Annotated in this window: 11 protein-coding genes and 1 pseudogene; 11 read left to right on the top strand and 1 reads right to left on the bottom strand. The window is 39.4% G+C overall.

Going from position 1 to position 13,048, the window contains the following annotated elements; genetic code table 11:
• Window positions 1-185: 185 nt before the first annotated feature.
• Both RTL34_RS10960 and RTL34_RS10965 read left to right on the top strand, forming a co-directional pair.
• Complete coding sequence (locus RTL34_RS10960) at window positions 186-977, top strand: hypothetical protein (RefSeq protein ID WP_312116897.1); 792 nt, start codon at window positions 186-188, stop codon at window positions 975-977.
• Between the two features lie 62 nt (window positions 978-1,039).
• The gene (locus tag RTL34_RS10965) at window positions 1,040-1,672 is read left to right on the top strand and encodes a TerD family protein (RefSeq protein ID WP_312116899.1); all 633 of its coding nucleotides are present in this window, start codon (window positions 1,040-1,042) and stop codon (window positions 1,670-1,672) included.
• Between the two features lie 11 nt (window positions 1,673-1,683).
• Here RTL34_RS10965 and RTL34_RS10970 read toward each other — a convergent pair.
• Window positions 1,684-2,831 (bottom strand): IS3 family transposase gene (locus tag RTL34_RS10970; RefSeq protein ID WP_312116901.1). Its coding sequence is split into 2 segments (ribosomal slippage): window positions 1,684-2,594 and window positions 2,594-2,831, totalling 1,149 coding nucleotides; the frame shifts between segments, so codons are not numbered across the junction.
• A gap of 63 nt (window positions 2,832-2,894) precedes the next feature.
• Between RTL34_RS10970 and RTL34_RS10975 the strand changes: the two are divergent.
• The 9 genes and pseudogenes from RTL34_RS10975 to RTL34_RS11015 all read left to right on the top strand — a co-directional run.
• Window positions 2,895-3,560, top strand: a pseudogene (locus RTL34_RS10975) (vWA domain-containing protein); the annotation flags it as partial.
• 704 nt (window positions 3,561-4,264) lie between these two features.
• Window positions 4,265-4,903, top strand: a complete 639-nt coding sequence (locus RTL34_RS10980) for a vWA domain-containing protein (protein ID WP_312116902.1) — start codon at window positions 4,265-4,267, stop codon at window positions 4,901-4,903.
• Between the two features lie 28 nt (window positions 4,904-4,931).
• Window positions 4,932-5,570, top strand: a complete 639-nt coding sequence (locus RTL34_RS10985) for a TerD family protein (RefSeq protein WP_309592536.1) — start codon at window positions 4,932-4,934, stop codon at window positions 5,568-5,570.
• A gap of 67 nt (window positions 5,571-5,637) precedes the next feature.
• Window positions 5,638-6,273 (top strand): vWA domain-containing protein, encoded by a 636-nt coding sequence (locus RTL34_RS10990; protein WP_309592537.1) that lies wholly within the window; start codon window positions 5,638-5,640, stop codon window positions 6,271-6,273.
• Window positions 6,273-7,343 (top strand): TerY-C metal binding domain-containing protein, encoded by a 1,071-nt coding sequence (locus RTL34_RS10995; protein WP_312116906.1) that lies wholly within the window; start codon window positions 6,273-6,275, stop codon window positions 7,341-7,343. The genes RTL34_RS10990 and RTL34_RS10995 overlap by 1 nt, the downstream gene beginning before the upstream one ends.
• 43 nt (window positions 7,344-7,386) lie before the next feature.
• Complete coding sequence (locus RTL34_RS11000) at window positions 7,387-9,381, top strand: PP2C family serine/threonine-protein phosphatase (protein ID WP_312116908.1); 1,995 nt, start codon at window positions 7,387-7,389, stop codon at window positions 9,379-9,381.
• The gene (locus tag RTL34_RS11005) at window positions 9,369-10,898 is read left to right on the top strand and encodes a helix-hairpin-helix domain-containing protein (protein ID WP_312116910.1); all 1,530 of its coding nucleotides are present in this window, start codon (window positions 9,369-9,371) and stop codon (window positions 10,896-10,898) included. The genes RTL34_RS11000 and RTL34_RS11005 overlap by 13 nt, the downstream gene beginning before the upstream one ends.
• Before the next feature lie 10 nt (window positions 10,899-10,908).
• Window positions 10,909-12,114 carry a TerD family protein gene (locus RTL34_RS11010; RefSeq protein WP_312116912.1) on the top strand — a complete coding sequence of 402 codons (1,206 nt, stop codon included), beginning with the start codon at window positions 10,909-10,911 and terminating at the stop codon, window positions 12,112-12,114.
• Window positions 12,115-12,208: 94 nt separating this feature from the next.
• Window positions 12,209-12,787, top strand: a complete 579-nt coding sequence (locus RTL34_RS11015; protein ID WP_309592542.1) for a TerD family protein — start codon at window positions 12,209-12,211, stop codon at window positions 12,785-12,787.
• Window positions 12,788-13,048: the final 261 nt, after the last annotated feature.

Genomic DNA, 13,048 nt, shown 5'->3' on the forward strand with positions numbered 1-13,048 from the left:
CCTACCCATAAAGATAAGGATATTGATGAGCTCCTGCCTCATGTTTGGAAAATGCAATAGGGGTTGGTCGGATGCTTACTAAGAAAATAGCATTATGCAAATATAATTTTTAAAAAATCCGTTGTTTAAAATTTTACATTTGTCTATCCTATTAACATAATTTTATTTTAATAAGGTTTAGACAATTGGCATTATTTGGCGAATTAAAGGATAAGTTCAATAACGTAAGACTAGATCGAGCAAATAAAGTAGACTTTAAACGAGTGTTGATAGCCGCAGTATCTGATGGCAAACTTACTGATAGTGAGCTTAATACCATTAATCAATTAGCCCAGCGGTACAATATTGAAGAAGAAGACTTCCGTAAAATTAATGTAGAGGCTTACAAAGCCGCATTTAAAGCCATCGTAAGCGATGGGATAATCACCGAGGAAGAAGAACGTAACATTCAAGAAATCCAAAATGTATTGATGGTGAATTTCAATCAAATCCCACAAGAATTAGAAACGATTGAGTATCACCGACAATTGCGTCAGCTTCAACAAGGACGCTTACCTGTTCTATCTGTCGCAGGCTTAATTTTAAAAGCCAATGAAGTTGCCCATTTTGTGATTAAAGCAGGGTTAGTTGAAGAGCGTGTAATAAAACGTGGTTATCAAGGCGTTTCTGCCGGTGTCAATATTCGAGTCGCCAAAGGTGTTAGTTTTCGTGTTGGTCAGCAAAAGGGCAGAATGGTCAGTGAAACCGGAATTGTTGAAGTCGATTCTGGTAGTTTCGTAGTGACTAATCAGCGAGTAATGTTTGTAGGCTGTAAAAAATCATTTAGCTATCCGTACAATCAATTGATTGGTTATCAAGTCTTTACCAATGGCATCGATATCAGCTCTAGTAAAGGAGTCACCCGCAATTTATCTTTTAAGCATGCCTATGATTCAAATACACTTGAACTTATCTTAATGCACGTTACTAACGGTTAATGGCTTGCTTTGACTAAAGAAATTTAAGCTAAAAATTATAACAACTAATAAGGATATAAAGAATGCAGCTTATTCGTGGACAAAAACTTAAATTATCAGATGCATTAGGCAATCAATTAGTCTTTAATTTAGATGTAATACTACCCACTACTTTAACCCTAGATATTTCAATGTTTGGGTTAGATGGCCAGGGTAAACTCAGTAATGAAGCCTACATGATTTTTTATAACCAACCACAAAGTCCCTGTAGCAGTATCAAACTAACTCAAAATGATAGCCAGAAAGTCAGCTTTACTATTAATTTAGCAAGTTTACCGCAGCAGATTGAAAGATTGATATTAACTCTGACAATTGATGGCTTTCAGACCATGGCACATCTGCCATTAACGTTAATCAACTTACAAAACCAACAGCAAACGGCAGCCAGCTTTCAGTTAGATGGCAGTATGTTTAACCAAGAAAAAGCTCTAATGGCATTGGAATTGTATAAAAAAGACAATATCTGGCGAATGAGTGCAGTAGGGCAGGGCTTTAATGGAGGATTAGCTGCTTTAATTAAACATTTCGGTGGCGAAGTGGCTGAAGAAACCTCTATTAATACATCACCGACACTCTCATTCTCCAAGATTGATCTAAAGAAGAAAATTTCGTTAGAAAAGGCAGCAAAAACAGGCAATGCCAGCATTATTGAATAGCCACCAAAATTCTAGACACATTTAGCCATCTGTTGATGGGTCATTTCATATTCTAAAGGGGAACGTTGACCAATGGAACCGTGTCTGCGTTTAGAATTATAAAACATCTCAATATACTCAAAAATATCTGATTTAGCTTCATCTCTTGAAAGATATATTTTCTTTTTGATTCTTTCACGCTTTAGCAACTGAAAGAAGCTTTCAGCAACCGCATTATCATGGCAGTTGCCTCGTCTGCTCATACTGCTTTCAAGATTATGATACTTAAGAAACGTCTGCCATTCATGACTAGTGTATTGACTACCTTGGTCAGAATGGACCAGTACTTTATTCTTAGGATGTCTACGAAGCAAAGCCATCAATAATGCGTCTAAAACTAAATCTGTTGTAATTCTGGATTTCATAGACCAGCCAACTACAAGGCGCGAAAACAGGTCAATTACCACTGCTAAATATAGCCATCCTTCATGTGTACGGATATAAGTAATATCTGTGACCCATGATTGATTTGGCTCAATTGGATTAAACTGTCGGGCTAACGTGTTCGCGGCAACAACAGACGGTGTACCTGCATAGGACCGAGGTTTACGATAGCCACGCTGTGATTTAAGACCATTTGCTTTCATCAGTCGATGTACACGATTGACACCACAAGCTTCACCGACATCTTTTAAATCACAGTGAATCTTACGATAGCCATAGACGCCACCAGATTCTAGCCAAAATTGTTTAATTAATCCCGATAGATGTTGTCGCTTTCTGGCAGTTTTACTGATAGGTTGCTTTAACCATGCGTAATAGCCACTGTGATGAACATCTAAAGTAGAACATAGGCGACGAATAGACCATATGTGTTGGTTGTCCTGAATAAAGGCGTACCTCATTTGGACTGACTTGCGAAGTACACCGCGGCCTTTTTTAGAATGTCCCTTTCTTCAGTAACCCGTTGCAGCTCTTTCTTTAGCCTAGCAAGTTCGGCAGTTGAATCCTTGTCTTTGGTTGCCTTGGATTGCCCTTGATCGTATCTTTTAATCCAAGCATAAAGGCTATGGGTGGTCGTACCTAAACGTGTAGCTACTTCTGCTACACTATAGCCTTTCTCTGTGACTTGTTTTACTGCTTCGATTTTGAATTCTTCAGGGTATCGTTTACCGCTCATATTCACCTCATAAATTAGCCATTTTATCTAACTTTAAGGTGTCTACAAAATCGGTGGCTATTCATTATTGACTTAACTAAAAAGTCACTCGTACAACTAGAGAAGAAAAATTTACTGGACGTTCAAGCCCGAGTAGCCTTAGTTCTCGATGCATCAGGGTCAATGAATCATCAATATAAAAATGGCGATGTTCAAAAAGTGGTCGATCGGCTCATGCCGCTTGCTATTAGCTTTGATAATGATGGTAGCTTTGAATGTTGGGCATTTGCTCAATACACCACACAGCTAGACGATGTCACGTTAAGCAATGTCAGTCAGTTTATTGAGCAAACCAAGCGAGGTTGGCGCAATTGGAAAGTCGGTGCTCGTATTAATGAGGAAATTCCAGCTATTGAAGCGGTGATTAACTACTATCAGCAGTTTAATGATGGTATCCCTGTGTATGTATTGTTTATCTCTGATGGTGGTGTCGGTAATGGACGGCAGATGCAAAATATTTTAACTAAGGCGGCGATGTTGCCGATATTTTGGCAGTTTGTCGGGATTGGGGGTCATAATTATGGGGTGCTTGAGAAACTAGATAATATGAGCGGTCGCATAGTCGATAACTGTAACTTCTTTGATTTGGATCAGATTACTAGTATTAGCGATGAACGCTTATATGAGCTAATGTTAGAAGAATTTCCTGATTGGCTACATGAAGCTAAGGCCAAAAAGGTAATTCGTTAGGAACTAAGCTAATGAAATTTTCTGGCTTATGATTAATAAAGTCATCTAAGTTATCTTTATCAGCTTTGCCTTGATAGTCGTGTTTAGCATAGCCCAGATAATGGGTCATTTCGGCTTGCAATGCTCGTTCTGCAATTCATTTAGCAAATTGTTTTAAGATACCGCTTTCACCCGAAATTTGTTCAGGTGTATGACAGTCCTTGAATAGTTCTACAAGCAAAACTTCTATTGAATCTTTAATGTAAATATTTCTGTGTAAAACCCTTGTGTTAAAAGTGGATTTACACAAAATCTTTCACAGTATCTAATTAGAAAAATTTTTCTAAGGTTTTCCGTTCGACCTGAGCAATTCAAAGGTTAGGAAAACCGTTATGGTTTAATAGGTATACTACGAATTTTTTACAATTCTAGTTTTTTCAATTACTTAGATGAAATCGAATTATACCAAGTAAAGTTCGCTAAAAATTCTTAGCGTATCAAACTTACTTAGCGTTAAACGAATCTTTTGCCTAATGACTAGTCATATTTGTTCAATTGGGTTAAGCCTTCATTTATTGAAATTATGACAAATCTAAAGGTAAATTCCGAAAAATTTTTAAATTTTTGTTTTGAAATTTGGAAAAAACTGCTAATCTAACTGTTATTAAAAACATTCTAGAAACAATCAGAAAATAACTATTACATAATTTAATTTGGAGGATTGTGTGAGACGGCTACCAGTATACTTGTTATTAGATACTTCAGGCTCAATGCATGGTGAGCCGATTGAATCGGTCAAAAATGGCGTACAAATTTTAATGTCAACATTAAGACAAGACCCTTATGCATTAGAGACAGCCTATCTTTCTATTATCACCTTTGACAGTAATGCCAAGCAAGTGGTACCGCTGACAGAGTTAGCAAGTTTTCAGGTACCTAATCTAACAGCCACAGGTACAACAAGTTTGGGTAGTGCCTTGAGTCTGCTAGCCCAGAAAATTGATCAAGAAGTACAAAAAACAACATCAGAGATTAAAGGGGATTGGAAGCCTTTAGTATTCTTAATGACTGATGGATCACCCACCGACGACTGGCAAAAAGGTCTAAAAAATCTACAGAGCATCAAATCTCCAATGATTATTGCTTGTGCAGCAGGGCATGGAGCTGATACCTCCGTATTAAAGCAAATTACAGAGATTGTCGTTTCATTAGATACAGCAGATGCCAACACTATTAAGGCATTTTTTAAATGGGTATCTGCCAGTGTCTCAACCGGTAGCCAAAAATTGGATGCTGAGTTTAAAGAGGTCACCGGCTTAAATGACTTACCTCCGCCACCACCAGAAGTCAATATCGTACTATAAAACACTATCACTATTATAAGGGGTTACCATGGCTGTCAGTTTAGCAAAGGGTCAGGGATTATCATTAGAAAAAAGTAAATATGACCTATCAAAAGTCACGATTGGCTTAGGTTGGGATATTAAGCAGAAAACGGGATTTTTTGCGAATCTGATGGGCAAAGGTGATGATTATGATTTAGATGTCATTGCTTTTTTGTGTGATGTTAATGGTAAGGTTCGTAATCTCGGTCATGACGCCAAAGGCAATGCTACATTAAATGGAAGTGATGTAATTTATTTTAATAATCTGCGCCATCCATCAGGTCATATCTGGCTAACAGGCGATAATCGTACTGGTGAAGGTGATGGCGACGATGAGCAGATTATCATTAATCTTAATCAACTACCATCAAACTATCAAAAAGTAGTTTTTGTAGTACAAATTTATCAGGGTAAATCTAAGAATCAACACTTTGGTTTGGTGCAAAATGCCTTTATCCGAGCAGTCGATGCTAGAGGGCTAGAAATGCTACGTTTTGACCTTAATATGACGCAGTATGCTAATCAGCGCTCAATGCTATTTGCAGAACTTATTCGTGAGAACAATAGTTGGCGTTTTAATGCCATTGGCCAGCCAGACACTACTGATAACTTTGTCGATTGGCTGAAACGCTTTGTTGCTTATTAATGACATATCGTGAGGATTTTAGGCATCAAACTTTATTAGATTTTGAGAGACAACGCAAGGATAACGTATGCGCCGATTACCTGTATATATTTTATTGGATACTTCGGGCTCAATGCGCGGTGAACCCATTCATTCAGTGAATGTGGGATTACGAACCCTGCTTGGCGCTTTGCGTCAAGATCCCTATGCGCTTGAAAGCGTCTATTTAAGCATCATCACATTTGATATCGAGGCTAGAGAGCATCTACCACTAACCGCATTAGCCGATGTTCAGCTATCTGATCTTCAGCCACCAAGCTCAGGGGCTACTTTTATGGGAGCAGCACTTGAGTTACTCATACAAAAATTGCAAACAGAAATTAAGCAAAATACTAGCGAGCAAAAAGGTGACTGGCGTCCGATGCTATTTATCATGACCGACGGTTCACCCTCAGATGTCTATGCCTTCGAGCAACTAAGTGGCATGGTAAAACAGTATAATTTCGCCAGTATTGTTGCTTGTGCGGCAGGTACTAAGGCCAAAACAGAGTATTTAAAGCAATTGACCGATAATATTGTTCTCCTCGACAACATGGATGCCAATGCGTTTTCAGCGTTCTTTAAATGGGTATCGGCAAGCGTGACTTCAGGGAGTAGTAGTGCAGGGGTATCCAAATCTTTAGATTTGCCACCCCCCCCAGCAGAAATACAATTTGTGCTTTAATGATTGCTTTTAAGGATAGTAAAATGCGCCGCTTGCCTGTATTTTTCATGCTTGATTGCTCAGAATCCATGGTCGGAGAGAATATCGATGAGATGCAGAGGGGCATGGAATTTGTCATTAAAAATCTTCGCTCAGACCCTTATGCGCTAGAGACAGTGTTTGTATCAGTCATTGGTTTTGCTGGTATTGTCAGAACCTTGCTACCATTGGTTGAAGTGTTTGCTTATTATCCCATTACATTGCCAATCGGTGGTGGAACGAACTTTGGCAAGGCTCTTGAGCATTTAATGTTTGAGATTGATCGCTATGTGGTCAAAAGCACCACAGATCATAAAGGCGATTGGAAACCCATAGTTTATATCTTCACAGATGGTAGACCCACCGATGACTACCGAGCTGCATTACAAAAATGGGAGGCTATGTATAAGAACAAAGTTACCTTAGTGGCTATTGCAATCGGTGAGGGCGTTGATTTAAGTGTCTTACAACAAATTACAGAACATGTTGTGGTCGCAAGCAATATGACCGAGACTGAATTCAAAAAAATTTTTAAATGGATCAGTGCTTCGGTCGTTGCTCAAAGCCAAAGCCTTGGTACAGAGATGAGTGCATTATTACCGAAACTGGATGAAGGTTTTAGTTTTTTAGATAAAGAGTACAACAAACCAGTGGTTAAAGTTGATGACTTTAATCTTACATTGATTGGGCGCTGCTCAAAAAAACAGTCACCTTATCTAATTAAATATGAAAAAAATATGCTTTATAACTTAGATGATGTGGGGCTTAGCTTTGCTAATTATCAGCTAAAAGGTTGCTACATCGTAGCAGAAGACTACTTTACTTGGTCGGATAATACCATCAACGACCACCAAGTCAATAGCAACTTATTACAAGGTGCACCTATGTGCCCACACTGTCATGCAGATTCTGCCTTTGCCTTATGTGGCTGCGGCAAGCTCATGTGCTTTGATGGGTTTTCTCAATATGTTATCTGCCCATGGTGTCAGCGGATGGTCAGCTTTACTGATGGAGATAGTGAAGGATTTGATGTTACCCGTGGTAAAGGTTAGCTGCCTTCATAATATAAGTCAATGCGTTGAGAGTAATACAGATATGACTCCCCCTTTAGATGATGTTAAACCTTTAAACATACCTAACACGCAGTGGCTCGCTGCTCAATGGCTTTATGATCTTATTAAAGACTCTGCCAATAATGTCACCTATTGCGATGAGGGGCTAATAAAAGCTATTGTCAGTCTATTAGACGATAAAATCATTTGGAACAGTTTACAAAATTTTTTGGCGTTACTTTTAAGGGCTAGTGATGATGGCTTGATAACAGTTGAACCAAATAGTTTGCTATTTTTACTCATGCAGCAAGGTTTTAGACCATTGTTAGCTGCTAGCAGTGTTTGTGAGCCGCCTATGCGTGCTAATTATCTTTCAATGCATAAGTTGACTTACCAACTAAGTGATAAGCATGCCACTAACTCCCTGCAGATTATTGCACCATTCCAAAATGAAATTCTGATTGACGATATCCATTATCTGGATAACCTTAAACAGTCATCAAGTTCAAAAAACGAAACTAATGCTTTAACACCACAAGAAACCAGCCCATTTGATAAGTCATTGGGAACAATAAATCAACCAATATTAGGCGATAAAAGCATTCAAATTGATACATCACTGCTTCCAGCAAGCCATATAGATTTAGCCAAGCAAGTTTCATCAGATACTAAGATACATAACATGCCAAATTTTCAATTACCCAATGCAAAAGTACAGCAGCCTTACCAAGCCACTATTCGACCCACCCAATCAGATTGCCCCATCGTTATCAATAATGTGCAAATCCCTAATTCACTTGGGTTAATGTTTGAGGCTGAACAGGCTATTATTAAGGGAACGCCATTGGTAGCAGGCGAGTTCAACCTTGGGTTTGACTACCAAGATCACTTAGGTGATACCAAATCTGATACCTGTTTACTAATTGTCAACCCAGACCCCAAATCGCTTTGGCAAATCAATGAGCCTGATAATACACTACCTTATCCTAAGCCACATGAGGATAGAAAATATATCAAGCAGACTAACTATATCTTAGTTGGATGCAGTCGCCGAGGACGCTCACATGAACATGCTGGTAGTTTTAGAGATGATGATTTTTATATTAGTGTAGTAGATGGATTGCCAGACTGGTCGATTATGATTGCAGCGGATGGTGCAGGCAGTGCCAAATACTCACGCGAAGGCTCTAGAATCGTCGTTAATACCATTGGCAATATCTTAAAAACATCGCTGGGCACAGTTATTAGTGACATAGAGCAGGCATTATTTGATGTCAAACCAGGTCAAAACGATGAAATCAGCCAACTCGCATATAGCCGCATCAATGCAATGGTAAATCCCTTATTTCAAGACTCTATTACGCTTGCATTGGACGCTATAGAAGCTGAAGCAAAGTCTTCAAACAGTGATATCAAGGATTTTGCCACTACTTTACTAATGGGTATCGTAAGGCAGCAAAATAATCAAACCTTTATCACCAGTTTTTGGATAGGTGATGGTGCGATTGCAGTGTACTCAAGTGATAAAATACGTCTCATGGGCAAGCCGGATGGCGGACAATATGCGGGACAGACAAGTTTTTTAAATCGCACCTTTTCGCACAATATGAATGAGCGAATGCGTATGGGATATTATGATTCGGTCGAAGCTGTCCTACTACTAACAGATGGCGTATCAGACCCTAAATTTGAAACTGACGCAGGATTAGAACAGCAAGCACTCTGGAATCAGCTTTGGGCAGAATTGTCTCCCTTATTAAATGAAGAAAACCCAGACCAAGCCTTACTAGATTGGATGCATTTTTTGACGCCTGGTCATCATGATGATCGCACCATGGTCATCTTGCAGCCTAATCAAACCACTACCTTATTATCAATCTGCAGTGAAGAGCCGTGCGTGAATGAACCACCGTCACAAGGTGAGTTGCTAAATACTGATAATGTAGGCGATGCCCCTGAGGCTATGGCTAATCATCAAGCCCAATCCCCTGCCAATACCACACTTGCCATGCAAGGAGATACCACATGGCGAATGTAATCACCTGTCAAACTTACGACGGTAAAACAGTCCAATATGTCGATGAGATGATCGGATCAGGGGCGATGAAAGATGTGTATTTTTCCCCTGATAAGTCTTATGTCGTATGTTTTTTTAGTAAAGAGAAAAATAATTTTTATAAAAACCCTGCGGATCTAGAACGCCAGAAGGATCGTTTAAAAGAAATCGTAGGTCATAAGTGGCAAAGTATTTTTGAGGGTATCGGTGGCGACTATTGGAAACGTATCTTTTGTTGGCCGTATGCCATGCTTGAGCATAATGGCTTAATTGGTATTGTCGCCCCCACTTATCAACCTTACTTTTTCTTTGCACATGGTTCAAAAAACAATGATTTTTTGCACATCAAAGGCAAAGAAAAAGAAGGTAAGTGGTTTGCCAGTGCCAGTAACCAAAATCGCTTTTTAGATGAAAAGGAAAAAGGCAACTGGCTAAACTACGTCAAAATTTGTATTTTAATTGCCCGTGCTGTTAGACGAATGCACGCAGCTGGTCTAGCACACTCTGATTTATCGTATAAAAATGTATTAATTGACCCTGCGACAGGTCAGGCGTGCGTGATAGATGTGGATGGGCTGGTAGTACCAGGAAAGTACCCACCCGATGTAGTAGGAACACCAGATTTCATCGCACCTGAAGTAGTGGCAACCTCTCATCTTAATAAAGATGACCCAAAACGTATTTTACCATCGATTGCCACAGATAGACATGCGTTAGCGGTGTTAATCTATATGTATCTCCTCTATCGCCATCCACTGCGAGGTAAAAAGGTACATGATATAGAAGACCCACAACGCGACGAAATGCTTGGGATGGGTGAAAAAGCACTCTTTATTGAACACCCAATCGATCATAGTAATGCAGTCAATCCCGCTCAGCTAAAAGATAGCCAACTGCCTTGGGCAGATCCTTCAAAAGTACCATTTACCATTACCGGTCCCTATTTGACAGAGTTATTCCTAAAAAGTTTCGTTACTGCCTTACATGACCCATCACAACGCCCCTCTGCCAACGATTGGGAAGTTGCCTTGGTAAAGACTGTAGATCTAATGCAACCTTGTCAAAACAGCGCCTGCGCCCAGCAATGGTATGTTTTTGATAATAGTACAAAGCCAAAATGTCCTTTTTGTGGCACGCCATTTATAGGCAAACTACCTATTTTAAATCTGTATTCTTCTAAACGCGAAGGGAGTTTTCGCCCCGATAATCATCGTTTAATGGTGTGGACAGGTCAGTCGCTATTTCCTTGGCACGTTAGTAGTCTTATCGCACCCAATGAACGCTTGGCCGCACATCAAACCAAGCGAGTCGGCTATTTTGTGCTGCATCAAGGGCAATGGTGGTTAGTTAATGAAAACATGCCTGAGTTATATGACATTACAAATAAAACAGCCATTGCGATCGGGAATAAAGTAGAGCTTATTGATGGTAAACAAATACTGCTGTCTAAACAAGACGGTGGTCGGCTAATAGTTGTTCAGATGGTTGAAAACTACTAAATTTTAAGGAATGAATATGTCTCAAATTTTGGTTACAGGTGCCAATACAGGCTTACCCACAGATGATATCACAATTCGCGTGCTTAGTAACAAACCCATTGATTGTGCGGCTTATCGTCTAGCTAATAATGGCAAAGTACGTGGTGATGGGGATATGGTTTTTTATGGTCAACTGCAAAGTGATGATAGAAGTGTGAATTATCGTGGTCATGATACTGACTGTTTTTTTGATATCAAACTTACCCATCAACCACAAGCCATTGAAAAAATTGCTTTGGCCATGTCCAGTGAGATGCCAGTAGCACAATTAGGCAACATCAGGCTACAGGTATTGCATGCCAATCGAGTCATCATCGAAAGTGAAGTCGTAAGCCAAGGTCGAATTGAAAAGGCCTTAATACTTGGTGAATGCTATCGCCGACAAGGGGCTTGGAAGTTTCGATTTGTCTGTCAAGGGTTTGACGGTGGCTTAAAGCCATTATCCGAACATTTTGGGGTAGATATTGCTGATGAAAATGCTCGTCCATCTATTTCACCTACTGTCCCACCGGCTAATACATCTAACGGAAGTCAATCTAACAATTTACCGAAAACCGCGCTTAATTTAAGCAAAATTACCTTAACCAAAAACCAATCTAGCATTAACCTTGAAAAACGCGATGATTTTGGGAAAATCTCAATTAATCTTAACTGGAATCAAAAATCAGTTGCCAATAAAGGCGGGTTACTAGGCGGCTTATTTGGTTCGCAAAACTCCGGTATTGATCTAGATCTTGGAGCATTTATTGCACTAAAAAATGGAGATAAGCAAGTCATCCAAGCTTTGGGCAGAAATTTTGGTAAATTTGAGCAATTACCTTTTATACGTTTAAGAGCGGATGATCGTACTGGTGCATCTGTGGACGGCGAATGGATAGATATTAATGGTAAACATTGGCAAGAGATTCGAGAGGTTCTAATTTATGCTTTCATCTACGAAGGTGCCCCAAATTGGGATCATACCGATGGTATGGTGACTATTCAAGTGCCTAATCAGCCACCTATTGAGACACGTTTAACAGAAGGTTCTAATAGACTGGCGATGTGTGCAATCGCGCGATTGGTCAATGAAGCAGGTAGTATTAAAGTTGAGCGTATTAATCGGTATTTCAATCATCATGGTGATATGGACAACGCATTTGGCTGGGGTTTTTCTTGGCGAGCTGGTCGAAAATAATGAGTGTTTAATGACTTTGAGCAATGGTCATGGCTTTTTAAAATTAAAATTGTTCAACTACAATCAATCAAATAATCAATCATAGGAGATTAGTATGGCAATTTCACTCAATAAAGGTGGTAATTTATCCTTATCCAAAACAGATCCGGGTCTAAAAAAGCTTTTGATTGGCTTAGGTTGGGATGAGCGTGCGACTTCTGGCGCAGAGTTTGATTTGGATGCCAGTGTATTTTTACTCACGACAAGCGGTAAAGTACGTGGTGACCACGATTTTATTTTTTACAACCAATTAAAATCTGCCGATGGTGCAGTAGAACACACGGGCGATAATCGTAGTGGTGCAGGCGACGGTGATGATGAGGCCGTTAAGGTTAATCTATCTTTGGTTTCACCTGAGATTGATAAAATTGTAGTAACAGTTACGATCCATGATGCGCAAGCACGCGGACAGAACTTCGGTATGGTACAAAATGCCTTTATTCGTGTCGTTAATGATGAAACAGGTGTCGAGGTCGTCAGATTTGATTTAGCCGAAGACTATTCAGTTGAAACTGCGATGGTATTTGGCGAAGTGTATCGCAATAATGGTGAATGGAAATTCCGAGCAGTCGGGCAGGGATACTCGGGTGGTCTAGCGGCTATGTGTGCGCAGTATGGCATTAATATCGGATAAGAATGCGTTGTTTTATATAGATAAAAAAGTGGTAAGTAAATGCCACTTTTTTTATAGGAATAATTGAATAAACATCAAGGTAAAAATTATGAGGCATTTTTATTTCGATATTATTTTCACTATAATTGCATTGGCTATTGCTTCTTGGTGGGGATTTTCACACGGTGGTACAAGTGCCATGTTTTCGGCGCTTTTTATCACATTAATACTAGGTTGTGTTGAACATTTAATATACAAAAGGACATAATGAGGAAATTTTGA

It is taken from the genome of Moraxella sp. CTOTU47915, from assembly GCF_031986685.1.
Taxonomy (GTDB): Bacteria; Pseudomonadota; Gammaproteobacteria; order Pseudomonadales; family Moraxellaceae; genus Faucicola; species Faucicola tetraodonis.